Origin of the sequence: Vibrio sp. T13N, from assembly GCF_032970445.1 — a bacterium.
In the GTDB taxonomy this organism is placed as follows: domain Bacteria; phylum Pseudomonadota; class Gammaproteobacteria; order Enterobacterales; family Vibrionaceae; genus Vibrio; species Vibrio diabolicus.
The window spans coordinates 56322-80255 of the sequence record NZ_JAWJYE010000007.1 but is presented as its reverse complement, the minus strand read 5'-3'; the positions used below and the strand labels follow the sequence as shown (position 1 = coordinate 80255).

The following is a 23934-nucleotide window of genomic DNA, read 5'->3' as shown; positions in this document are numbered from 1 at the left end:
GACTACTTCCTACCTGCATAGCTTTTCGAAATGAGCCATTGGTTAATCACTGTGATAAAGGCAAGTAACGCCATTAGAATCACCGAAATTGCAGCGGCGAGATTAGGTTCAAGGAACAGATCTCCCGATACCAGACTCGCAATTCGAATTGTGATGACGTTATAGTTACCGGAGGTCAACGCATAAACACTCGCATATGCGCCGATTGCGTTGGCTATTAAGATAATAAAGGTACCGAATAAGGCCGGTGAGAGCACTGGCAGCGCGATTTTCGCCCAATACTGTGATGTTTTGGCTCCCAGTAGCGCAGCAGCTGCTTGCCAATCATCACTCAACGCGTCGAACGCAGGGTAGAGCAACAACACCGCCAGTGGGATTTGGAAGTAGATGTAAATGGCCAGCAGGCCCCATTTACCATAAAGGTCGAAATCACCGAGTAAGCCATACTGCTTGAGCAAAAGGGTAATCGCCCCGTTGGTGCCTAAAATAATAATAAAAGCGAATGACAGAGGTACGCCTGCAAAGTTGCTGCTCATGTTCGTAAACGCAATCACACCGTCGCGGACTTTAGAATCGACTCTGCGTAGAGAAGAGACCAACAAAGTCGCAATGGCTAAGCCAAAAATGCTCGACCACACCGCTAACCACAAGCTATTGCCAAACGCCTGCATCATAAAGGCAGAGTCGAGCACTTCAATGTAGTTATCTAAGGCAAACTCGCCATCGTAGATAAAGCTGTTTAACAGTACCCAAATCATCGGTGCGAGTTGAAATAGGTAGAAAAACAGCGCGAAAGGCACTAACCAAATGGCTGGCTTAAAGCGCTTTAACCAAGTACTTGCCAAATTTGAGCGAGATTCGCTAGAGCTTGGGGAGAGGACAGAACTGCTCATAGTGCTAACAATTCCTGAGTGTATGGCTTCGTGTGGTCAAGGTTTAGCAATTGACAAACGGTGCCACAAATATCAGTTTGCTTAATATGACAATCCTGATGGGTAAACTTATCGCCAATGACAAACAGAGGAACTTCTCGCTCTTCAGGTAAAATCCCACCGTGAGAAAGATCGTTGTTCATGCCATGATCGCTGGTCACAATGATTTGATACCCATCAGCAAGCCATTGTTCGATGTAGTTGGAAAGAATAATGTCTGCACCTCGCGCACAATTGCGGTATTGGCGAGAGTCTAGGCCAAACTTATGTCCTGTATCGTCGATATTCATCGGGTGGATCAGTAAGAAATCAGGTTGATAGTTTCGACGTAAATACTCTGCGTCCAGGAACAAGGCTTCATCAGGATAATGATCCCAATGGTAAAAGCAGCCGTGCTGGATATTCAGGGTTTCATCATGCGTGAAACGATCGCGAACAGGTTCAAATGGCGCGCGATTATAAAGCTCACTTACCCAGTGGTAGGCAGCCGCAGCGGTCACTTTGCCTTGGGCTTTTGCCAAACTGAAAATGGAATCGTGTTTGGATAGACGAACGATATTGTTGTTTACGATGCCGCTTTCTACAGGGCGAACGCCCGTTAAAATGCACTCATAAAGTGGGCGAGACATAGAGGGCAGCTCACATTGCACAGGATAAAGCGTTGCGCGAGTTTCTTGTTGGGAACGACTTTGTTCTAGAAGACCATTGAGGTAGCCCATACAATCACGGGCTACCTGATAGTTCAGTCCATCTAGAACAACAAGGATGACCTTATTGCTCATAACGACTTACTCTTATTGCTGGTGGATTAAGACACTTTCTTGCCATTGACGTGGCAGCTTACGCGCGGACTTTTCCCAAGCTGAGAAGTCAGTCACTGGGTGAACATTGCTGTATTGGTCGTTAGCAATTAGCTTGTCTTGCACTGCTTGAGGCAGTGTGATGTTGGTGCGGATTGGACGCGCATAACCTTCTGCTAAGTTGATTTGCCCTTGATCGCTGAAGATGTACTCACGAGCAAGTTTTGCTGCATTAGGGTTCTTCGCATATTTATTGATTATGGTTGTATAACCAGAAATCACAGAGCCATCTTGAGGAATGCTCACTGTAAAGCGATCGCGGTCAATTTTGTCGCGATAGTTCAACGCATTGAAGTCCCACATGATCGCCACTTCCACTTCGCCTTTTTCTAGGTTGGCGATGTTCGGATCAGTAAATGAAAGACGACCTTGCTTCGCGAGTTCAGAAAAGAACTTGAGCGCAGGCTTGAGGTTGGATTCGTCCCCACCGTTGGCGAACGCTGCGGCGAGAACCGCGTTGTTTGCCTGTGCTGCTACGCCGACGTCACCTACGGTCACTTTGTAGTCGCCTTTTAATAGGTCATCCCACGTTTTTGGCGCGTCTTTTACGAGGTTATTGTTGGAGATAAAAGAAATAGTGCCAGTGTAAGCAAGTGCCCAATGACCATCTTCGTCTTTTGCCCAATCTGGAATGTCATTCCAAGTTGTTGGTTTATATGGCTGAGTGACGCCTTTTTTAACCGCTACACGTGCGAAGGCAAAGCCTACGTCACCAATGTCTGCGGTCGCGTTTTTCTTCTCAGCTTCGAATTTTGCGATTTCTTGAGCCGAGCTCATATCTGTGTCTTGGTGCTTAAGGTTGTAGTTTGACTTTAAATCAGCCCAAGTGTCTTTCCAGTTCGCCCAACTGTCAGGCATACCTACACTGTAAACCGCCCCTTCTTTTTGTGCTGCGGTAACCAATGACTCAATATCGGCTTCTTTCGCTACTGTTGGTGCTGCGAGCGTTACCGCGATGATTGCCGCTGGTGCAGTAATTGAACGACTTAGCAAAGTTTTCATTGTCTCCATCCTTCTGGACTAGGTCAGTAAGTTCGCTTTGTATGCTATGGATGGAATGTGACGATTTAGCGCAAGTAATTTGACAGTTTTTATTAATTTCTATGGCACTTATATTTCATACGCTCGGTATGTGTTCTGTTGATTAATGTCATATTTTTGTTACGCACACGCCTTATGTTGTTCATCAAATTATCGTTGGACTAGATCAGAATGAGAGCGACAGGCACCAGCCAATTTGGTACCCAATTAGGAAAAATTAGAAGCAGCTTAAAGCAGCAGATTCTTTCCGGCATCATGTCGGAAGGGCAAAAGCTGCCATCAGAAAGGGAGCTCAGTGAGCTATTTTCTACGACTCGAATCACTATCAAAGATGCATTGGTGTCTTTAGAAACTGAAGGCCTGATCTACCGAGAAGAGCGTCGTGGCTGGTACGTATCTCCAGAGCGGATCTGTTACAACCCGTTGTCTCGTTCTCACTTCCATCAGATGATTCGAGAGCAGCATCGTATTGCAGAAACCAAGTTACTCAACGTGCGAAGTGAAATGGCCGCAGGTGAGTATGCAAAATCGTTAGAGGTTGAGCGAATTACCCCAATTTATGTGATTGAACGGTTACGTTTTATTGATGGGCGAGCGGTATTGTTTGTTGAAAATATACTCAAATCAGCACTGTTTGAAGGTATATTGTCCGAGAACCTCATCATGTCACTGACGGGTATTTATCGTGAGAAGTATGGCTACGAGACAAAGCGCTCTCGTTTTGATGTGATTCCAACGTCAGCACCTGCTCATGTCGCTAAAGCGTTGAACTTGGCTGAAGGACAGCCGGTTCTGAAAATTCGTCGAGTAAACTACAAACAAGATGGCAAATTAATGGACTGCGAATTCGAGTATTGGCGTCCAGATGCAGTGATGATTCGCATTGATAGCGTAGGATAAAGTGCAGAATTAAAAAGAGCCCAATGAAGGGCTCTTTTTCGCATATTGGTTAGAGAGGCGGTTTAAACTAGTCCTTGCTCTTTTGCCATTTTACTTGCGATGCCAGGCGCTTTCCAAATGCTTGGCAGCAAAATGAAAGACACAGGCACGGCGGTAATTACAATGAAAGACTGCAATGCAGAAATACCACCAGAGCCCATTGAGATAAGCGCGATAGCGACAATACCCATCATCAAGCCCCAGAATGAGCGAATCACTGCGTTTGGTTCTGTTGAGCCCGTCATTACTACACTGATTGTGTAAGTCATTGAGTCACCCGTCGTCACGATAAATGTTGTCGTTAAAATCAGGAACAGAACCGAAATGATCATTGGGTAAGGTAATTCACCGGTAATCGCTAGCAGTGCTGCAGGCAAGTTAAAGCCTTCAAACGCAGATGAAATCAAACCAGGGTTATCAAGTTCAAACGCAAGGCCACTGCCACCAACGATACTAAACCAGAAGCATGTAATCAGCGGTGCTGCGATGCTAATAGACATAATCAGTTGGCGAATTGTACGACCACGAGAGATACGAGCAATAAAGATCGCCATCATTGGGCCATAACCGATAAACCAACCCCAGAAGAATACTGTCCACCAGCTTAGCCAGCCCGTATCTCCACGGTAAAGCGCCATTGGGAAGAAGTTATCTACCATGCGACCAACGCCTTGTACGTAGCCATCAACAATAAAGCTTGTCGGTCCAAAGAACAGGATGTAACCAATTAACAGCACAGACAAAATAATGTTGTAACGACTGACGATTTGAATACCTTTGCTCAAACCGCTTAGTGCGGAAAGGGTATACATCAGGATCGCTGCCATGATAACCATGCTTTGCGTTACGAAAGTATCTGGCAGGCCAAACAATGAGTTTAGCGCGTAGCTAATTTGTAAACCTAAGAAGCCGATAGGGCCGATTGTTCCTGCTGCTACGGCAATAATGCTACATGCGTCAGCAACATCACCAATCCAGCCTTTAATGGCTTTATCGCCAAACACAGGGTAAAGCAGAGTACGCGGCTTAAGAGGCAGGCCTTTATCGTAATGCAAGTGCATTAAGACAATGGAAGATAAACCACCAAGGATCGCCCAAGCTAAGAAGCCCCAGTGCATAAAAGACTGAGATAGAGCATTGATTGCGGCAGTTTTCGGTGAAGCTTCACCGTATAAAGGTGGGGCAGTCACAAAGTGCGCGATAGGCTCAGCAGCGGCCCAGAACACACCACCACCTGCAAGTAGGGTACAGAGTACAATTGACAACCACTTAAAGTTATCAATATCAGGTTTCGCTAGACCACCTAGACGCACATAACCAGTGCGACCAAACGCAAGAGCCAAACCAATAAGGAAATTCAGAAGAAGCAGTACTTGCCAGTAAGCTCCGAAATATTTAGTAGCAAAGCCGAAGCCGGTGTTAACCATTGCGGTTAGAGAGTCGGTATTCGTTAGGGCAAGTAAAACGAATAGAGTGAGGAAGCTACCACTTAACCAAAAGACAGGATTGGTGAGTTCGAGGCGCTTGAGCAGAGATGGGGGATGAATAGCAGAATAGTCAGCATCCTGAATAGGCGCTGTGTGGGAGGCGGCATTCGTCATATTTGACATAATTACTTCGCTTTTTAGGGCTATGAAGCCGTGCATTTCCCCTCACATCGTTTCGACGAAAAGTGTGAGGATGTTCAAAAAGCCGGTGATGTTAACATGTCGAAGTTGCAAATATAACCTTAGATTTCGATTAATTTTTAACAGGTTAGCCAAGTTGCTGATTTTTGGGTAGAGATCAAAGGAAAGTGTTTTTACGTGAAGTGCACCGCATTTCATATGTAAATAACATTTCCCTTGTTTTTGCATGGATTACTCAGGATTACATTGAGCAAACATGTTTCTTCTCCAAACTGAGGTTTACTCAATGGCTCACTTCGAACTTAATGGACCGTGGTTACTTACCTCGCCACAGCGTCCCGATATTGAAATTCCAATGTCTATTCCGGGCGATAATATTTCGGCGCTTTTACAAGCAGAGCGCATTCCGGATCCTTATTTTGCCGATAATGAAAACAAAGTTCGTTGGATTGAAGAGTGTGAGTGGCATATCTCGCGTGAGTTTGAAGTCGACGCGTTTACGTTGTCTGCCAAGCAAGTTTGGATGACGCTAACTCGTGTCGATACCTTGGCAACCTTCTATATTAATGGTGAGTTAGCACTAACTTGCAGCAACATGTTTACTCAACAACGAGTTGATATCAAACCTTATTTAAAACAGGGCATAAATACTGTTCTTGTTCAATTCGCAAGAGTCGATATAGAAGGTGTGGAACGTGCTAAAAAATTGCCTTTCCCAATCCCTTCCGCAATGGGAAATAATCAAATTCCGCACATGAATTTGATCCGAAAAACGCAATGTCATTCCGGATGGGATTGGGGCATTTGCTTGATGGTATCGGGTATTTACGACCCCATTCAAATCGACATTGTGAATGAGCTTTGGCTCAAAGGCTTTTCGACAGAGCAGCATTGGCAAGCCGATGGGAGTGTGTTTCTTGATGTAGTAGTTGAAGTTGAAACGGACAGTCAACGCCATGAAATGATGGTTGAATTTAATGGCGAGCGTCAATGCATTCAAACAAAAGGAAGTGGTCACTATCATTGCCAGTTCCACATTTCGGAGCCTAAACGCTGGTGGCCATCGGGTTATGGTGAAGCTTATCTTTACCCCATTACCATTTCTTGCAGAGAGCAAAAGTTAACGCGCAACGTTGGTTTGCGTCAGTTAACCCTAAATAACCAAGCTGATGAACATGGCTCTGCGATGGAATTTATCGTCAATGGCGTACCAATTAATGCCAAAGGCGCCAACTGGATCCCTATTGACGCAATGCCGGGGCGAGAGTGCGAAACACGTTATCGCAACCTTTTGCAAAGTGCGGTTGACGCCAACATGAATATGATACGTGTATGGGGGGGAGGTCAGTACGAAAGTGAGATCTTTTACAATCTGTGTGATGAGCTCGGCTTGTTAGTATGGCAAGACATGATGTTCGCATGTTCACTGTACCCATCTGATAATGTCTTCTTAAAAGAGGTCGAAGGTGAGCTTCGATACCAAATATCGAGGCTTAAAGAGCACCCATCAATCGCACTTTGGTGTGGTGACAATGAAGTGATTGGTGCCATTGGTTGGTATGAAGAATCCAAGCACAACAAAGTCAAATACACGGTTAACTACGATCGCCTCAACCGCATGATTGAGCAGGTGATTACCGAACAAGATAGCGCTCGTCGTTTCTGGCCAAGTTCCCCGTGTAATGGTGAACTGGATTTCGGTGACGCGTGGCATGATGATAGTAAAGGTGATATGCACTTTTGGGACGTTTGGCATTCAGGAAAATCATTCAATGCCTACCTTGACGTGAATCCTCGTTTTTGCTCTGAGTTTGGTTTTCAATCTTGGCCATGTTTTGCAGAAGTTAAGCAGTTTGTCCCGGAGCAAGATTGGAATATCACGTCCCTAACCTTTGAACAACATCAGAAGAATCCTCGTGGTAACAGTATCATCACAGAGATGTTCACGCGTTATTTCCGTTTTCCCTCTGGATTCGAGAACATGCTGTATTTAAGCCAAGTTCAGCAGGCAATCGCGATCAAAACTGCGTGCGATCATTGGCGTGCCATTTCTCCAGTTTGTCGCGGCATGCTGTACTGGCAACTCAACGACAACTGGCCTGTCAGTTCTTGGTCTAGCTTGGAATACAGTGGTCGCTGGAAGCAGTTGCACTACCATGCAAAACGCTTTTTTGCGCCGCAGTATTTGGTATTTTCCGAGCATACAGGCAAGTTGAGCCTGCATTTGCTCAATGATGCCAAAGAGCCCGCAAGCGTCAACGCACTGCTCAAGTGGGTAGATTGGCAAGGGGAAGAAAAGCAATGTTGGAGCTTAGAACAAACGGTCATAGCAGACAGCAATACGATTTTGTGGCAATTGGATGAATCGGTTGAGAAGGATGAGCTTACGTCAGGCTTCTTCTATGTTGAAGCGCAAATCGGTGAAGACAGAATAAGCAACACATGGTTTTGCACTCATGAGCTGAAAACTTTGCCTATGGCAAAAGCCAATATTGATGTCTCTATTGAAGGAAGCCAAATTACATTGGTTGCGGATAAGCCTGCGTTTTTTGTTCATTTGGAAAGTGATGTTGATGGAAGGTTCAGTGACTCCAGTTTTACTCTATTGGCCAACGTTCCAATGACGGTTGAGTATTTAGGTGATGATGTTTTAGGCATGCAACAGTCGTTGAGGGTATACCACCTTAATGATTAAAACGGGCATAGAACATCTATATGCTGATATCTGAGAAGGGGCCTTTGCTCCCTTTTTAGTTATCAAGTATCCGTTATTAAGCTCAGGTTGAGACAGAAGGTTATTTAAGTTTCTGATGAATACGGTAGCCAACAACAAAACCTATGTAGAATAGCGCTGCGAGAGTAAGCATTGCCGTAGCGTACGCCAGTAGGCTGTTTAACCCTAAACCAAAAGCCAGAGTGAAGGCGATACCATGAATGGCCTCCGCAGGGATTCGGTACCAAGCAGCGTGGACGGAAGATCCGAAGAGGATAAAGGTACTAAGTAAGACAATCGTGCCGCCTATAAAGCCGACCCATCTGCTGTTGTTCATGTTGTAATCTCAGGTGTTACCGAGGTAACGTAACAAAATATTTCAGAGCATGCATTATACAACCGAGAGAGGGTATAGGTGGTAGAAATATTTGCCTCACAAACTAAGAGGCCATCTAAGTGGCCTCTTTTTAACCGATTTAACGGCATCCGTTATGACGCAAAGGTGTGAGGCTTGTAAGAAACCTAACCTTTGGCATTCGTGTCGGGTTGTGCTTCTGGTTGTAGCGTCCAATCACCACCAAGCGATTTGTAGAGCGCAATCGTAGCTTGTGCGGTTTGTAACTTTGCCGCGACTCGCTGATCTTGCATCATGCGTTGCTGACGTTGCGCATCTAAAACCGATAAGTGATCAATCAAGCCAGCTCGGTACAGTGACTTGGCTTTGTTGACGGCGTTATTGGTGGCTTTCAATGCCTCATCGATTCGGCGCTGATTTTCTTGGCTGCGACCATAAGCAAACAGCGTGGATTCGGTTTCTGCCAAAGCCGCCTCGACCGTATGTTGATAAGACAATGTCGCCGAATCAAAACGCGCTTGGTTGATGGCTTCAATTGCCTCGCCACGCCCCCCATCGAACAAGTTCCAGCTTACGCCTGCCGCGCCCATCCAACCGAAAGAATCGCTACTGAAAAGATCGTCAAAGCTTGACGCCGACAACCCCGGAGCGCCCGTCAAAAAGAACTTCGGATATTGATCAGCAACGCTTGCTGCTAACTCTTCATTGAGCGCGGCCATTTCGCGCTCGGCTAAGCGAATATCGGTACGACGTTTAAGTAAATCGGAAGGTAAACCGACCGGCACCATGTCCTGCATGACAGGTACACTATGCTGCTTAGACAGGCGAATTTCGACTTGCGTTAGCGGCTCACCAAGCAATACTGCTAAACGATGTTTGTGCGCTTGTTGGGCAATCTCTAACTGCGGAACGAGCGATTCCATCGCCGCAAGAGTGGCCTTCGCTTGGGCTAAATCGAGAGCAGAACCGTAGCCGCTGCGCACGACTTTCTCGACGAGGTCGAGTGTGCGTCGTTGATCTTCTAAGTTCGACTTTGCTAACTCAAGGCGTTCGCTTGCGCCTAGGTATTGCAAGTAGTTATGAATCAAATCAGCCGTGATCACCGTGTTCAAGCCGTTTTGATAAATCTGAGCTTGTTCGAGACGAATTTGCGCCGCGTTCGCTTGGCGGTCGATGCGCCCAAACAGATCAGCCTCCCAAGCGATACTCGCGCCTGCAAATACACCATCGTGCTGATTATCCATTAGGGTGACGTTACCAATTTGAGGTGGTAGACCCGACACGGAATCACTGAGTGGATTCAATATTGGACCGAGTGAAGAGTCATTTTTACTGAACTGATAGTTCATGTAACCCGCACCGAGATTAATTGTCGGCACCTTGAATGACTCCACCATGGTTTTATAGTTGTTGGCCATTTTCACCCGTTCGGCCGCCACTTTCAGCGGAATGTTTTGGCTCTGCATGTCTTGAACCATTTGATTCAACACCGGATCGTGAAACTTAGTCCACCAAAACTCAACGTGTTGTGAATCGGTACTCAACCCTGCATTTTCGGCGTTCAAGTAGGTTTCTGCCATGCTGGTGGTCGGTGCTTGGTAGTCTGGCCCCACTGCACAGCCCGCTAAACTTAGGGCTAGAACGACAGGCGTAAGAATGAATTTTTTCACGATGACGCCTCCTCTAGCTCAGCGTTGGTTTGTGTGGATGGTGCTTTTTCTTTGTAAGCAAGGCGATACAGCGCAGGCATGACAAACAGTGACAATATGGTTGCGGCTGCCAAGCCTCCGATGATGGTTGCCGCCATTTGGTCAAACAGCAGATCTGACAGCAGCGGGATCATGCCGAGCGCGGTCGTTAACGCACCCATAGAAATGGCCATAGTACGGTTGACCGTGGCTTCTTTGATCGCGTCAGACAAGCTCTTGCCATTTGTGCGTTCGAGCTCAATTTGATCCATTAGTACGATGCCATTTTTGATGATCATCCCGGTCAGTGTGATAGCTCCGATCAGCGCCATAAAGCCAAATGGTTTATCGAATCCAAGCAGAGCAAACACGGCCCCTGATGCCGCCAGTGGTAGCGTTGCGAGGATGATGATTGGCTGCTTAAAGCCGTTGAACATCGCGACTAGGATGATCACCATGATCAGCATTGCTTTTGGTTGCTGCTTCATGATGTCGGTGACCGCTTTGTCTTCATCGTAATATTCGCCGCCCCATTCCATTCTGTAACCCGCAGGAAGTTGGATAGCTTCAACCTGATCTTTAATGGCATTCCTAACGTTCGCTGGTGTGGAGTCTCGGCTCACACCCGCTTGAACCGTGATGGTTTTCACGCGGTCTCGTCGCCAAATCATGCTCTCTTCGGTAACCAGTTCGAATCCATCCACCACTTGACCAAGCGGAACGCTGTTAAAGCCAAGTAGCGAGCGCACAGGTAGCGTTTCTAGTGACGCCATGTTTTGCGATGTGCCACGTAACTGAATTGGAATCAGCTCATCATTCAGGTTCATTTGTCCGAGCGGCATGCCGTCTGATGCACGTTTTAGCGCGAAAGCGACATCGGCGCGGTTAATGCCTGCTTGACGCATTTTGTCTTGGTTTAGAATCGGCTTGAGCACTTTGCTTTCTTGGCGCCAATCATCGCGAATGTATTTTGCATCAGGGTTTGAAGCAAAAATCGTTTTCGCTTCCGCCGCTAGTTGATGTAATACGGTTTCATCCGGACCAGAAAAACGCACCTCAACCGCGAACTTATCTTTGGTTGCCAACTTCAGTGCTCGGAAGCGAGGTTCGGCATCCGGAAACGCCTCTTTCAGCCAATCATCACCACGCGTCACCAAGTAACTGATGCTCTCGTAGTCTTTGGTGTTGATCAGAATCTGCCCGTAAGCAGGGTCGAGCGGCTCAGGCTCTACCGTTACCGAGAAGCGAGGTGCACTGGTGCCGACATAGCTAGAGATACTTTCCACTTCTGGTTGTGCGACCAACCATTCTTCAACTTTGCGCATGTCTGCCGAGGTTTGTTCAATCTTGGCACCATTGGGTAGCCAGTAATCGAGAAACACAATTGAGCGATCCGACTGAGGAATAAAGTTCACGGCCACATACGGGATTGCCACGGCGGTGACTAAAATCAACGGAACCAAAGCGGCTAATGCTTTACGCGGGTTGTCCACCGTCCAGAATACCAACTGTTTATAACGGCTCGGTTTGGTCTCTTCGCTGTTAGCTTTTGGCTTGATGAACATCCACGCCATTAATACCGTAAACGTCATCGCGACGATCCATGAAAGCAACAGTGACGATGCCACAATGTAGAACACAGAGCTCGCAAACTCGGCAGAGTCGGTTTTGGAGAACAACACTGGGCTTGCGCCCATAATCGCGATGATTGTTGCGCCTAAAAGTGGCACAGCGGTTTCTTTGACGGAATCAATCGCGGCGCGAGTTCGCTCGATACCTTTGTTGAGCTTGGCGATCATCATATCGGTGATCACAATGGCGTTATCCACCAACATGCCCAATGCGAGAATAAACGTACCTAGCGAGACACGGTGCAAATCGATGCTGGCGATGTTCATGTATACAAGCGTGAGCAAAATCGTCAGGAGCAAGCTTGCGCCAACGATGGTCGCACTCTTAAAACCCATGAAGACCAACAACACCACAAACACAATCGCGACACTTTCAAGCAGGTTGCCAACAAAGTCGTCGATAGACTTTTGTACTTCTTCAGGTTGATAAGCAACGGTCGAGATGTCGACACCCAACGGCAGCGTTGCTTGGTAGTTAGCGATGATGTCTTGAATCGTATCGCCAAGTGACACCACGTTAATGCCTTGAACTGGGCTCACCGCCAAAGTTACAGCGGGCTCTCCGTTGTAGCGGTTTTCTGCCAATGCTGGTGTTTGATAACCCATGGTGATATCGGCGATGTCACCAAGACGAATCAACCCCGAGCCAAACTCGCCGGTGCCACCATTGATGATTAAATTGCGAATGTCTTCTAGAGACTGAAACTCACTGGTTTGCGCAATACGAATACGCTCTGTACCTGCATCGAATTTTCCCGCTTCGAACGTGCTGTTTTGTGTGCTCAGTTGGTTCCAAACTTGTGCGATCGACAAACCATATTGAGCCAAGCGCTCATCTGGCATATCGATATGTACAACGCGAGGTTGAACGCCGTGTAGCTCGATCTTTTTGATGCCGTCGACGGCTTTGATTTGGCGTTGCAGCTCTTCGGCGTAGCGACGCAACTCTTCTGGTGCAGCATCTGTGCTGTAGATAGAGAAAAGCATGCCGTAGACTTCAGAGAACTCGTCTTGCACTACGCTGATCTGCGCGCTGGAAGGCAACTGCAGTTTTACATCGTCTACTTTGCGTCTCAATAAGTCCCATTCCTGCGGAAGTGCTTTGGAATTAAGGCTCTCTTTGAGGTCAACAAAGACCATAGACAAACCGGGACGAGACAATGAGCGCAAGCGATCCAACTCCGCCATTTCCTGCAATTTGGTTTCAACGGTATCGGTGACTTGGTGTTCGACTTCTTCGGCAGATGCACCCGGATAAAGGGTCACGACTACCGCAGTTTTTACCGTAAAGCTCGGGTCTTCTAACTTGCCTAAGTCGAAGTAAGAATAGATGCCAGCGATCACGCTCAATACGATAAAGAACAGAACGAACTTACGTTGGCGAATCGCGAATTCAGCTAAATTGATCATGGATTCGCACCTACAACGTCTTGATGGTCAGGTTTGGGGCGGCATCGCCCTCGCTCAGATAATGGCTACCGCTGATCACCACGTAATCGCCTTGCTCAAAACTTCCGGTCACACACGCTTGGTATGCGTCGATAGAGTCAAGCTTGACCGGCTCTGAATGAATAACCGCATCACGAACCACATTCACGTGCAGAGTTTGTTTCTCACCCAAAATTGCAGAGTAAGGAAAGCAATGGCTTGAGTGACTGGTGTTGAGCGCGGTATTAACCGTGACTGCTTTACCGTTGAATAGCGCACTGGAAATCGAATCGATGTCTAGCGTGACGGTATAGGTTTGTTTGAGCAGGTGCTTCTTCGGCGCGATTTCTGCCACGGTTGCTCGGTAGGATTGCTCCGAATCATACCAAGTCAACGATGCTGGCTGACCTAGTGCGAATTGCGCAATCATATTTTCCGGCACGTCGATGTCGACTTCCCAGCTGCCTTCTTGCTGAATTGACACAACACTGCCGCCCGGCAAGGTTTGTTCATGTGGATCAACAGAAACGTCGGCAACAATGCCAGTGAATGGTGCACGTAGAGTGGTGTAACGCAGGGCATCTTTTGCACGTTGGATGTTTTTCTCAACCACTTTGACGGCAGAGAGGCTACGTTCGTAGCTGCTGATGGCTCGGTCTAAGTTTACGCTGGCAATGGCATCATCAGAAGTCGCTTGTTTTACGCGCTTTAACTCGGCTTTCGCGAGTTTGTGGGCTGATTGCGCTTCTAACATGCGCGCTTGTAATTCTTCTAGTGAGACTTGGTAATCGTGCTTGTCCAGCGTGGCAATGACTTGGCCTTTTTCTACCACGCTGCCTTTATTTACGAACACGCTTTCCACGGTGCCGGGTACACGAAAAGAGAGTGAGGCGGTTTCTTTTGCTTTTACGATCCCGCTGAATGATTTGTTGAGTTCTTCATTCCTTTCGTTGACTTCAATCACTTGAACGGGTCTGGATGCGCTAGGCTCCTCAACCTGAGGTTGAGTTTGATTACAGCCGAGTAGAGAGAGCGCGATAGTGCTCAGCGCGGCGGTTTTAATTTGATGATTCATAAGATGGCTCCATAATTTCGGCGCCATCTTATAATTCACAGATGTTCAGATAATCATGCGTACGCATGATTCAATGTCACGAATTTTATGACAATAAATGCAAGCTACAAAAGTTTTGGGATTTTATTGCACAAATGTTCAATAAGTAACCGGCTAGCTTGGTTCAGCGTTTTCGGCTTAGGGTAGAGTAACCACCCCGTTTCTTCTGTGACGGCATATTGAGACAATACTTGCACCAATGCACCGGATTCGAGCTCATTTTTTACCAACAGTTTTGGGATATAACTGATGCCGCGGTCAAGCACTGTGGAGCTTTTGATAAAGCCGATGTTGTTGGAAATGAGTTTCGGTTTGAGCGCTACGTTTTGTTCCTGAAAGTGCCAAAGGTTGTCGACATTGCCATTTGGCCAACGAAAACAAATGCACTGATGATCACTCAACTCTTCTAATGTAGCGGGCGTGCCGTGAGTTTGAAGATAGTTCGGTGAGGCAACGACACATCGGTCTAGCGTTAAGATCTTTCTGGCGACAATGTCTGAATCAAACAGCATGCCGCCGTGCAGCGCGATGTCCAACCCCTGCTGAAACATATCAATAAAGCCATTGTTGATATTGCGAATGTCGAGCTCAACCTGCGGGTATTGATCCTGAAATTCAAACAAAATGGGTTGAAGAGGTTCATAGGTTTCTGGCAGAAGGCCAAGTTTGATTTTGCCTCTGACCTCGATGCTTTCGTTACTGGCTTGCTGGTTTGCCGAATCAAGCAAGGTGAGCACTTTTTGCAGATCTTGGTAGTAGGCATCGCCTTTGTTTGTCAGCGAAAGGCTGCGAGTGGTGCGGTGAAAAAGTTGCGTTCCGAGGTAACGTTCCAGTTCTCCAATGCGTCGGCTAACATTTGCTCGTGGCAGGTCCAAAGCATTGGCTGCCGCTGTAAAGCTACCAAGTTGGACGACTTTGGTGAACAGTTTTAGATCGTCAATTTTCACTCTTGAACTCCATACTCTTTGAGCGCCGTGCTAAACCCTGACACTCTAGAGTATTGATGTGTGGTATACAAAACTTATTATTAATTATCGAAATATAAATAAGGGCTTCAACATGTTGAGATTTATACAACGTCGCCGCATTAAGAAAGTGATTAAGCTAATGAGTACCAGATTGGTGGTGGGATACGGCAGTCGTGAGTACTTTTCCGTCGGTCAGGTAAAGACGAGCACCAGCGAGTTAAGCTCGTGCCAACAAAAAATTGCGTTGGCGCTGTTCGCGAATCCGCAAGATCTTGATTTGGAAAATCAACCAGAGTTGCAAGCCATCCGCTCTGATGTGGCGAATGACTTCTTTGCTGGTGCCGATTATACCGCTCAAGATGTGCTTAATTTATTCGGTGCTGGTGGCTGGAAAGGCGGCCGAATGGAAGATGGAATGTCTCATCATTTTGGTATGCACAGCCGATACTAGAGCGAGCTAACCTTATACCGTCTTGTCAGTTAACTCGCTATATCAATTTGCCTTGTGAGGTGTCACTCCGATGCTTTGTTAAGCGGCACGCTTTACGAGGCAGAAGTGCTTTTTACCACGTTGCAGTAACCAGTATTGGTCAAACAGTGGGAAGCTTAAACTCGGGTTATCAGCCGACACTTTTTCACCGTTTACACTGATGGCGTTGTTGCTGATGTGTTCGCGCGCAACACGTTTCGAGCTTGCTAAGCCCGACTCAATCAATAGCTCAACCAAATCTTGTTGTGTGCTCTCAATGCTTGGTAAACCATCTAACTCCAACTGTTTTAATTCACCCAAACTCAGTTGTTGCACATTACCGCTGAACAGTGCTTGAGTGATGCGCTCGGCACTAGATAGGCCGTCTTCGCCATGCACAAATCGCGTCATTTCTTCAGCGAGAATACGTTGTGCTTGTGGCTTGCCTTGGCTTACTTGGTCTTGCGCTTCAATGCTGGCAATTTCTTCGCAGCTCAAGAACGTGTAGTAACGCAAGAAGTGGTAAACGTCGGCGTCTTCTGCGCCAAGCCAGAACTGGTAGAAGGCGTAAGGCGAGGTTTTGCTAGGATCTAGCCACACTGCGCCGCCTTCGGTTTTGCCAAATTTGGTGCCATCGGATTTGGTGATCAGCGGCAGAGTTAAGCCAAATACTTGCTCACCATTTTGGCGACGAGTTAAATCGATCCCGCTGACGATGTTTCCCCATTGGTCATTGCCACCGATTTGCAGACGGCAACCGTATTGACGGTTTAGCTCGGCAAAATCGTACGATTGCAGCAGAGCGTAGCTAAATTCGGTGAAGGAGATACCTTGGTCAGGTCGTTGCAGGCGTTGTTTTACCGATTCTCGGTTGATCATAGTATTGATCGAGAAGTGCTTACCTACATCACGGAAGAAGTCGATGACGTTGATCGCTTTCATCCAGTCAGCATTGTTCACCATGATCATTGGCTTGGTCAGTTGGTGATTCATCAACTGCTGAATTTGATTAGAAAGATCGTTAACCCAACCTGAGACGATTTCTGAAGAATTCAGACTGCGCTCGGTCGCTTTAAAGCTTGGGTCGCCAATCATGCCCGTTGCACCGCCAATCAAGGCTATAGCCTGGTGTCCGGCATCTTGAAAGCGCTTAAGCATAATCAAAGGCACGAGGTGGCCGATGTGCAAGCTGCCTGCTGTAGGATCGAAGCCGCAGTAAACGGTTTGTGGCTGTGAGAGAAGTGTCTGAATTTCTTCCAAATCGCTGGCTTGTGCGATCAAGCCACGATCTTGTAAATCTTGCAGTAATGGTGTCGTCATTCTTTTTGTCTGTCTTAGTGGTTGTTGTATTCAGACTAAAACGCGACACCTTTTGTCGATATATCCCTTAAGGGACAGTTTTTTATCTTGAATGGAGAATAAGGTGATTGAGGAAAAGCTGGAATAACTCACTCAATGAAGACACATTTAACTGCGAGTAAATGCGTTTTCGATGATTTTTGACTGTGCCTTGCACTAAGTGTAACCGCGCGGCAATTTCTTTGGTGTCAAACCCTTGAGCGAGAAGTGAAGCCACCTCTTGCTCGCGACGAGTGAGTGATTCTAAGCCAAATGTTGCTAAAGCTTGCTCAATGGCTAATCGCATACTGCCAGAATAAGCACTCTGGGCAAAAACAGGCTCAGAAAAGGTAAACTCCGTTTGTTTCCAGTGCTGCTGACAAAGCGATTGAATTATCGGGAAGTAGGGCTTTAATTTATTGATTTGCTGTTGAGAAAAGTATTTTCCATCATTCATATACCCGAAGTACAACATGACCCAACGGCCAGGTTCGACTTCGACTAGCATGCTCAGTTCGTCTTTCCACCCGGTCTGATGGTAGAACTGTTCGCAGTAGGAAGTAAAATCAACGCCTTTGCGTGCTACGTCTTTGAGCGTAAATACGCCTTGTTGCTTTGTCTCGTTTAGTTTGAGAAAAAAAGGGTCATTTTGAAATGAATCGGTAAGGTAGCGTTGAAAAAGTAATTCTCGCTCGTTCTCAATCGAGTCGTAGAGATAAATAGGATGTTTACCTTCTCGATAACCTAAAATAACCGCGCAATCAAAATGAAAAAGAGTGCGAATGACACGCATAAGCTTAGGAGTAAAGTTAGGCGTATTAAGAGCAGAAATTGCTTCTGCCAGCAGATTATTAAAGTTATTGTCAGGCATGGGATACCGAATCGCAGATGGTTTTGGGCAAGCATAACGAAAAGCCATCCAACGAGAAAGGGAAGTCACCATCTTCTGGTGACTTCCCATGAGAAAGTTGCACAAGTACTCAGTTTTGAGGAGTCATAGCTGCGTTAACTTATTGATAAGGGTGCATAACAACCGTTCTGTTTAAGCGATTAGTTGCTATGCGTTACTGCGAGTTGGTGAGCTCTTCGTTAACCCAATATTTAGAACCAGACACGTTGGCATCGATGAGCAAGCCTTTTGCATTCAACTGATAAACGGCGACGCCACTGTTAAATTGTTTTGAAAGTTGCTCTGAGTCTTCGCCAGCTACAGCAGAGGCTTCACTGGTCGCTTCCCATCCTTCGTTGACGAACGTATCAAAGTCTTCTTTGCTCTCAAACAGAATCACTTGTTGGTAAAACTTGCCGCCAGCCCCAAGTGCGACGCCCAAACCAAACATATTCATATAAGTGCGTTTTTCTGTTTCCTTATTGACTGCGACACCTGACCCTGAGTTGGTGTGAAACAACAAAGACAATTTACGAGAATCAAAGACCGCGTAGCCGTAAGCGTTGTCGTAAATGGCTTTGGCCTCCGGCTTTTCATTAAACAACTTGAGTAAAGCACTATCCGCCATTAAGTCTACGGCTTGGCGAGCTTCTTCTGGCGTGTCGCCTTCCATCAGTTCATCAATTTTCTTGTCGGCTGCATCTATCCATTCTTTGCTTTTCTCAATACTGGCTTCTGTCCACTCGCCCGCGGTATTGATTGCTTCCTCGGACCAGTTCGTGAAATCTTGCCACGCTTGTTTTGAAAAGGCTTTGGTATCGTCCCAAGCATCTTGCGCAGTATCAGAAACCGCTTCGCCTAGCTCAGACATTTTGTTGGAAATATCATCCCAATCTGCGTAAGCGGGAGATGCTAGGAGCATCAATGTGGTAATGAGTGCGATAGACTTTTTCATCAAATTCTCTCTGGAGTTGTCGATACATCATTCATTCTAGGTCATCAGACTTTGATAATGAAATTGACTAAATGGCGATCTTGAGAGAGGAATCACGAACTGATTGCGAAATGACGTATGAATAACAAAGCCCTCACAAGGGGAGTGTGAGGGCTTGAGTTTTTAGCGCGTTACTTGCTGCTAACTTTACCGAGCTGTAACCAAGTATCGATAACGGTGTCTGGGTTTAGTGAAACAGAGCTGATGCCTTGCTCCATCAACCATTCCGCCAAATCTTCATGATCTGATGGGCCCTGACCACAAATACCCACGTACTTGCCAGCTTTGGTTGCTGCGTCTATTGCCATTTTCAGCATGATTTTAACTGCTGCGTTACGCTCATCAAACAGATGTGCCACGTCGCCAGAATCACGGTCCAGACCAAGCGTTAGCTGAGTCATGTCGTTTGAACCGATAGAGAAACCATCGAAGTACTTCAAGAACTCGTCAGCAAGCACGGCGTTGGATGGCAGCTCACACATCATGATGACTTTCAGACCTTGGTCGCCACGGCGCAGATCAAACTTCGCTAGCAAATCAATCACTGATGCAGCTTCGCTTGGTGTACGCACGAATGGGATCATAATTTCAACGTTCTTCAGACCCATTTCGTTACGAACGCGCTTGATAGCTTGAGTTTCTAACTCGAAGCAATCTTCAAACACTGGAGAAATGTAACGAGACGCACCACGGAAGCCGAGCATTGGGTTTTCTTCATGCGGTTCGTAGGCTTTACCACCAACCAAGTTGCTGTATTCGTTCGACTTAAAGTCAGACATACGAACGATGACGCGTTTTGGCCAGAAAGCAGAAGCGATAGTCGCGATGCCTTCAGTCAGCTTGCTCACGTAGAAATCGATAGGATCTTTGTAACCACGAATGCGCTGTTTAATTTCTGCTTTTAGCTCATCGCTTTGCGCATCAAAGTTAAGTAATGCTTTCGGGTGAATACCGATCATCTTGTTGATGATGAACTCTAGACGAGCAAGACCAACACCTTCGTTTGGAATCTGAGCAAAGTCGAATGCGCGATCTGGGTTGCCCACATTCATCATCACTTTGGTCGGCAGTAGTGGCAGTTCATCAACAGAAGAGCGTTTTACATCAAACTCAAGTTCACCTTGGTAAACGTAACCCGTTTCGCCTTCTGCACAAGATACTGTCACTGTTGCGCCATCAGTCAGTTTGCTTGTCGCATCGCCACAGCCAACGATTGCAGGAATACCAAGTTCACGAGCAATGATTGCTGCGTGACAAGTACGTCCGCCACGGTTGGTAACAATAGCAGAAGCTTTCTTCATCACTGGTTCCCAGTCTGGGTCAGTCATGTCTGTAACTAACACATCACCTTCTTGAACCAATGACATTTGGTCCAGAGAGTCAACCAAACGTACTGCACCTTTACCGATACGTTGACCGATGGCACGACCTTCAATCAAAACATCTGCTTTGTTCTGTAGCTCGTAGCGCTCAATCACGTTTTGTTCCGTTTGTGAACATACGGTTTCAGGACGCGCTTGAACAATGTACAGCTTGCCGTCGATGCCATCTTTTGCCCACTCAATGTCCATTGGACGCTGGTAGTGCTTCTCGATGATCATCGCTTGTTTGGCGAGCTCTTTGATCTCTTCGTCGTTCAGTGAGAACGTGTTGCGCTCTTCATCAGAAGTATCAACGATATCAACTTGTTTGCCGATCTTTTGGTTGTCAGAGTAGATCATTTTGATCAACTTAGAACCAAATGTTTTCTTAACGATCGGGTGCTCACCTGCTTCAAGCATTGGCTTATGAACGTAGAATTCATCAGGGTTTACTGCGCCTTGAACGACCATTTCACCTAGGCCCCATGAAGAGGTGATGAAGACAACTTGGTCGAAACCAGACTCAGTATCAAGCGTAAACATTACACCCGAAGAAGCTTTGTCTGAACGCACCATACGTTGGATACCCGCCGATAGCGAGATACCACGGTGGTCGAAACCTTGGTGTACACGGTAAGAGATCGCACGGTCGTTAAATAGAGAAGCGTAAACGTGCTTAGTTGCTTCTAGTACTGCGTCGATGCCTTTCACGTTCAAAAACGTTTCTTGCTGACCAGCAAAAGAGGCATCAGGCAGGTCTTCTGCCGTAGCAGATGAACGAACTGCGACTGAAAGCTCAGGGTTGCCTTCAATCAGTTCTTGGTAGTTTTCACGGATTTCTTGTTCAAGGTCCGCAGGGAAAGGGGCCTCTAATACCCATTGACGGATGGTTGCACCTGTCTTACGCAGAGCTTCCACATCCTCAACGTCTAGTTCATCAAGTAATTGGTGAATACGCTCATCCAAACCTTCGTGGTCAAGGAATTGGTTAAACGCGTATGAGGTTGTCGCAAAACCATTTGGTACAGAAACGCCTGCGTTCGCTAGGTTAGAAACCATTTCGCCAAGTGAAGCATTCTTACCGCCGACTTTGTCGACATCATCCATGGATAGGCCATTGAACCAGAGGGTGTTCTTTTGCATGTCTTTCTCCAGAAACATTGCAGCTTAGTAGGGGGACTTAAATCGTTCTAAACAATCGCATGTTGGCTGTTATTACACTTTGACCATACATTGCTTCATTTAGATTGATATCAAAGGCAAACGATTACGTTCTGGCTGAAAAAAATTCAAAAGAATTTTTAAAGCTGTGGTGAACCTAACTGAAAGCCAAACTGATTTATTAATATTATGTTTACCATCCTACTCAAAAGATTTTGAAAAATTAAACAGAAATGCAAATAAATAACCAAAGTCGTGATGTGTTCTATGTTTCTGACGGTACGGCGATAACATGTGAGACATTAGGGCATGTTGTTCTCGGTCAATTTCCGTTCATTCCTAACGAAAAAACCTTTCCGTTCGTAGAAAGCCAGGACAAAGTTGCTGACGTTGTAAAAGAAATTGAAACTTCCTACCAACGCAATGGCGTCAAACCTCTGGTGTTTTTCTCTATAGTGGTGCCAGACGTACGTGAAATGCTGCTGGAAGCGCCTGCATACAGCTACGATGTGTTGGAAAGCATTGTACAGAAAGTGCAAGACGACATTCAGATGGCGCCAAAACCCAAGTTGCAACGTTCTCGCAGTGTGGGGAAAGATTCCGATACCTATTTCGACCGTATCGCGGCCATTGAATATACATTGGCGCATGATGATGGCATCACGCTAAAAGGGTTGGAACAAGCCGATATCATCCTGCTGGGAGTATCGCGCAGCGGAAAAACCCCCACCAGCCTATATATGGCGATGCAGTTTGGTTTGCGTGTCGTGAACTACCCATTTATCGCGGAAGACGTGAAGATGATGCGCTTGTTGCCTGAGTTTGAGATCCATCGTCATAAATTATTCGGGCTTACTATCGACCCTGAACGTTTGACTGAAATCCGTGAGAATCGTTTGTCTGGAAGTGATTACGCCAGTACTGAGCAGTGTAAGTTGGAGCTAGACACCGTAGAGGCGTTGTTTAGAAGAGAGGCGATCCCATACATCAATACGTCCTCTCTCTCTGTGGAAGAGATCACCACGCGTATTCTTGAAAAAGCAGGGATGAAGCGCCGTTTGTTTGGTTAACAAGGGGCACCAACATCGTCGTGTGCAAGAGGAGGCGAGTAACTCCTCCTCTTGTGCATCTAAAGATGCCTTACACAGAATGATTTAATAGTATTGGAACATCTTTTGGATGTCTTGATAGTTTTTGGTCTGAGTCAGTGACAGCATCAGTAAGATACGTGCTTTTTGTGGGTTTAGTGTGCCTGAGGCAACAAAGCCATATTTGTCGTCATCAATTTCAGCATCCAAAGTGGTTGAGCCGGTTGGTGTGCGAGAGCTCCTTACAACAACAACGCCATCTTTGCTCGCTTTTTCTAACTCATCAAAGACCGTGTGGTATAAGTTACCATTACCGACACCAGCACTTACGATGCCGTCAAACTTCGCATCCACAAAGGCTTTGACTGGTAAGCTCGACGCATTTGCATAGTTATAAACAATGCCTACTTTAGGTAGTGTGTTGAGTTTTGATACATCGAATGGGGTTTCTGTCGTATGTTTACGCTCTGGGCTTCGTTGATATTTGGCATCGCTATTATGAATGTAACCGATAGGACCAAAGTTAGGTGACTGGAAAGTACTGACGGAAGTGGTGTTTGTTTTAGTTACGTCTCGCGCATCGAAAATAGTGTCATTCATCGCGACTAACACGCCGCGCCCTTCAGAATCTTCATCGGTGGCTGTCACGACGGCGTTGTATAAATTAACTGGGCCATCAGCACTCATTGCGGTGGAAGGACGCATTGCACCGACGATCACAACTGGCTTTTTGCTCTTGACGGTCAGATCAAGGAAGTAAGCGGTTTCTTCTAATGTATCAGTACCATGAGTAATGACGATACCGTCAACATCATCTTGAGCGAGCAGTTCGTTGACGCGTTTGGCTAATTTAAGCCATACCTCATCATTCATATCTTGTGAACCAATACTGACCACTTGCTCTCCGGAAATATCGGCAATGTTGGTCATGCTAGGTACCGCAGAAATCAATGATTCGACACCGACTTTACCTGCGGTGTAGTTTGACTCTGTCGCAGATTGACCTGCGCCTGCTATGGTGCCGCCAGTGGCAAGGATTTTAATGTTCGGAAGATCGGATTGCGCAAAAGAGAACGAACTGATGCATAAACCGAGAGTTATCGTACTGAGGCGGAAAAGATTTTTCGTCATAGGAATCACCTGCTGTTAGGTTGGATGTTGGGGAACTCATCTATCCTAAAAACAGCAGGTTAGATTTTTTGAGCACTAGTTCAACAAATTGCAGATGAAGATCGTGATCAAGCAATCAGTTAAAGAACATTAATTCAAACAATTAACTTAAATAACGTGCTTCTTTAACAAGTGAGATGTACTAATAACGTGCACAATGCGTTATA

Annotated in this window: 18 protein-coding genes; 4 read left to right on the top strand and 14 right to left on the bottom strand. The window is 46.4% G+C overall.

Annotated features, from left to right (window positions below; genetic code table 11):
* Nucleotides 1–2: 2 nt before the first annotated feature.
* The 3 genes from R2S67_RS13280 to R2S67_RS13270 are packed head-to-tail and all read right to left on the bottom strand — an operon-like array spanning nt 3 to nt 2794.
* Nucleotides 3–893 (bottom strand): ABC transporter permease, encoded by an 891-nt coding sequence (locus tag R2S67_RS13280; RefSeq protein ID WP_085343277.1) that lies wholly within the window; start codon nt 891–893, stop codon nt 3–5.
* On the bottom strand, nt 890–1714 hold the full coding sequence (locus R2S67_RS13275; RefSeq protein ID WP_046873802.1) for an alkaline phosphatase family protein: 825 nt from the start codon (nt 1712–1714) through the stop codon (nt 890–892). Before R2S67_RS13275 ends, R2S67_RS13280 begins: the two co-directional genes overlap by 4 nt.
* A gap of 12 nt (nt 1715–1726) precedes the next feature.
* Nucleotides 1727–2794: an ABC transporter substrate-binding protein gene (locus R2S67_RS13270; protein WP_005392695.1), complete on the bottom strand. Its 1068-nt coding sequence runs from the start codon at nt 2792–2794 to the stop codon at nt 1727–1729.
* 210 nt (nt 2795–3004) lie between these two features.
* Here R2S67_RS13270 and R2S67_RS13265 point away from each other — a divergent pair, with 210 nt between their 5' ends.
* Complete coding sequence (locus R2S67_RS13265; protein ID WP_074189836.1) at nt 3005–3733, top strand: UTRA domain-containing protein; 729 nt, start codon at nt 3005–3007, stop codon at nt 3731–3733.
* Nucleotides 3734–3795: 62 nt separating this feature from the next.
* Here R2S67_RS13265 and R2S67_RS13260 read toward each other — a convergent pair whose 3' ends face one another.
* A complete protein-coding gene (locus tag R2S67_RS13260; protein ID WP_005392697.1) occupies nt 3796–5382 on the bottom strand; it encodes a BCCT family transporter in 1587 nt (528 codons plus the stop codon).
* A 304-nt stretch (nt 5383–5686) separates the two neighbouring features.
* Here R2S67_RS13260 and R2S67_RS13255 point away from each other — a divergent pair, with 304 nt between their 5' ends.
* A complete protein-coding gene (locus R2S67_RS13255) occupies nt 5687–8095 on the top strand; it encodes a beta-mannosidase (RefSeq protein ID WP_317344969.1) in 2409 nt (802 codons plus the stop codon).
* Nucleotides 8096–8195: 100 nt separating this feature from the next.
* Here R2S67_RS13255 and R2S67_RS13250 read toward each other — a convergent pair whose 3' ends face one another.
* The 5 genes from R2S67_RS13250 to R2S67_RS13230 all read right to left on the bottom strand — a co-directional run bounded on the left by R2S67_RS13250 (nt 8196) and on the right by R2S67_RS13230 (nt 15276).
* On the bottom strand, nt 8196–8450 hold the full coding sequence (locus tag R2S67_RS13250) for a hypothetical protein (protein ID WP_046875806.1): 255 nt from the start codon (nt 8448–8450) through the stop codon (nt 8196–8198).
* Between the two features lie 185 nt (nt 8451–8635).
* Nucleotides 8636–10138: an efflux transporter outer membrane subunit gene (locus tag R2S67_RS13245; RefSeq protein WP_317344968.1), complete on the bottom strand. Its 1503-nt coding sequence runs from the start codon at nt 10136–10138 to the stop codon at nt 8636–8638.
* Complete coding sequence (locus tag R2S67_RS13240) at nt 10135–13197, bottom strand: efflux RND transporter permease subunit (RefSeq protein ID WP_317344967.1); 3063 nt, start codon at nt 13195–13197, stop codon at nt 10135–10137. Before R2S67_RS13240 ends, R2S67_RS13245 begins: the two co-directional genes overlap by 4 nt.
* A 10-nt stretch (nt 13198–13207) precedes the next feature.
* Nucleotides 13208–14290: an efflux RND transporter periplasmic adaptor subunit gene (locus R2S67_RS13235; protein ID WP_317344966.1), complete on the bottom strand. Its 1083-nt coding sequence runs from the start codon at nt 14288–14290 to the stop codon at nt 13208–13210.
* A 104-nt stretch (nt 14291–14394) separates the two neighbouring features.
* On the bottom strand, nt 14395–15276 hold the full coding sequence (locus tag R2S67_RS13230) for a LysR family transcriptional regulator (RefSeq protein WP_005392703.1): 882 nt from the start codon (nt 15274–15276) through the stop codon (nt 14395–14397).
* A 112-nt stretch (nt 15277–15388) separates the two neighbouring features.
* Between R2S67_RS13230 and R2S67_RS13225 the strand changes: the two genes are divergently transcribed.
* Nucleotides 15389–15748 (top strand): DUF6559 family protein, encoded by a 360-nt coding sequence (locus R2S67_RS13225; RefSeq protein ID WP_181869521.1) that lies wholly within the window; start codon nt 15389–15391, stop codon nt 15746–15748.
* 78 nt (nt 15749–15826) lie between these two features.
* On the opposite strand, the gene tyrS is transcribed toward R2S67_RS13225, so the two are convergent.
* From tyrS to ppsA, 4 genes are all read right to left on the bottom strand, one after another.
* Complete coding sequence (tyrS, locus tag R2S67_RS13220; RefSeq protein ID WP_258644543.1) at nt 15827–17086, bottom strand: tyrosine--tRNA ligase; 1260 nt, start codon at nt 17084–17086, stop codon at nt 15827–15829.
* 82 nt (nt 17087–17168) lie between these two features.
* Entirely contained in the window at nt 17169–17975 is an 807-nt protein-coding gene (locus tag R2S67_RS13215) for a helix-turn-helix domain-containing protein (RefSeq protein WP_257887822.1), read from the bottom strand.
* Between the two features lie 193 nt (nt 17976–18168).
* The gene (locus R2S67_RS13210; RefSeq protein ID WP_006741381.1) at nt 18169–18948 is read right to left on the bottom strand and encodes a hypothetical protein; all 780 of its coding nucleotides are present in this window, start codon (nt 18946–18948) and stop codon (nt 18169–18171) included.
* Nucleotides 18949–19118: 170 nt separating this feature from the next.
* Nucleotides 19119–21491, bottom strand: a complete 2373-nt coding sequence (gene ppsA / locus R2S67_RS13205) for a phosphoenolpyruvate synthase (RefSeq protein ID WP_317344965.1) — start codon at nt 21489–21491, stop codon at nt 19119–19121.
* A 251-nt stretch (nt 21492–21742) separates the two neighbouring features.
* Between ppsA and R2S67_RS13200 the strand changes: the two genes are divergently transcribed.
* Nucleotides 21743–22579 (top strand): pyruvate, water dikinase regulatory protein, encoded by an 837-nt coding sequence (locus R2S67_RS13200; RefSeq protein WP_005392709.1) that lies wholly within the window; start codon nt 21743–21745, stop codon nt 22577–22579.
* A gap of 84 nt (nt 22580–22663) precedes the next feature.
* Here R2S67_RS13200 and ansB read toward each other — a convergent pair whose 3' ends face one another.
* Nucleotides 22664–23728, bottom strand: coding sequence for an L-asparaginase 2 (ansB, locus tag R2S67_RS13195; protein WP_006741383.1), 1065 nt, complete (start codon nt 23726–23728; stop codon nt 22664–22666).
* Between the last annotated feature and the right edge of the window lie 206 nt (nt 23729–23934).

What these genes read in the sequence shown, in the direction of transcription:
- R2S67_RS13280 (WP_085343277.1), bottom strand. Translation starts at nt 893, where the DNA reads ATGAGCAGTTCTGTCCTCTCCCCAAGCTCTAGCGAATCTCGCTCAAAT.
- R2S67_RS13275 (WP_046873802.1), bottom strand. Translation starts at nt 1,714, where the DNA reads ATGAGCAATAAGGTCATCCTTGTTGTTCTAGATGGACTGAACTATCAG.
- R2S67_RS13270 (WP_005392695.1), bottom strand. Translation starts at nt 2,794, where the DNA reads ATGAAAACTTTGCTAAGTCGTTCAATTACTGCACCAGCGGCAATCATC.
- R2S67_RS13265 (WP_074189836.1), top strand. Translation starts at nt 3,005, where the DNA reads ATGAGAGCGACAGGCACCAGCCAATTTGGTACCCAATTAGGAAAAATT.
- R2S67_RS13260 (WP_005392697.1), bottom strand. Translation starts at nt 5,382, where the DNA reads ATGTCAAATATGACGAATGCCGCCTCCCACACAGCGCCTATTCAGGAT.
- R2S67_RS13255 (WP_317344969.1), top strand. Translation starts at nt 5,687, where the DNA reads ATGGCTCACTTCGAACTTAATGGACCGTGGTTACTTACCTCGCCACAG.
- R2S67_RS13250 (WP_046875806.1), bottom strand. Translation starts at nt 8,450, where the DNA reads ATGAACAACAGCAGATGGGTCGGCTTTATAGGCGGCACGATTGTCTTA.
- R2S67_RS13240 (WP_317344967.1), bottom strand. Translation starts at nt 13,197, where the DNA reads ATGATCAATTTAGCTGAATTCGCGATTCGCCAACGTAAGTTCGTTCTG.
- R2S67_RS13235 (WP_317344966.1), bottom strand. Translation starts at nt 14,290, where the DNA reads ATGAATCATCAAATTAAAACCGCCGCGCTGAGCACTATCGCGCTCTCT.
- R2S67_RS13225 (WP_181869521.1), top strand. Translation starts at nt 15,389, where the DNA reads ATGTTGAGATTTATACAACGTCGCCGCATTAAGAAAGTGATTAAGCTA.
- tyrS (WP_258644543.1), bottom strand. Translation starts at nt 17,086, where the DNA reads ATGACGACACCATTACTGCAAGATTTACAAGATCGTGGCTTGATCGCA.
- R2S67_RS13215 (WP_257887822.1), bottom strand. Translation starts at nt 17,975, where the DNA reads ATGCCTGACAATAACTTTAATAATCTGCTGGCAGAAGCAATTTCTGCT.
- R2S67_RS13210 (WP_006741381.1), bottom strand. Translation starts at nt 18,948, where the DNA reads ATGAAAAAGTCTATCGCACTCATTACCACATTGATGCTCCTAGCATCT.
- ppsA (WP_317344965.1), bottom strand. Translation starts at nt 21,491, where the DNA reads ATGCAAAAGAACACCCTCTGGTTCAATGGCCTATCCATGGATGATGTC.
- R2S67_RS13200 (WP_005392709.1), top strand. Translation starts at nt 21,743, where the DNA reads ATGCAAATAAATAACCAAAGTCGTGATGTGTTCTATGTTTCTGACGGT.
- ansB (WP_006741383.1), bottom strand. Translation starts at nt 23,728, where the DNA reads ATGACGAAAAATCTTTTCCGCCTCAGTACGATAACTCTCGGTTTATGC.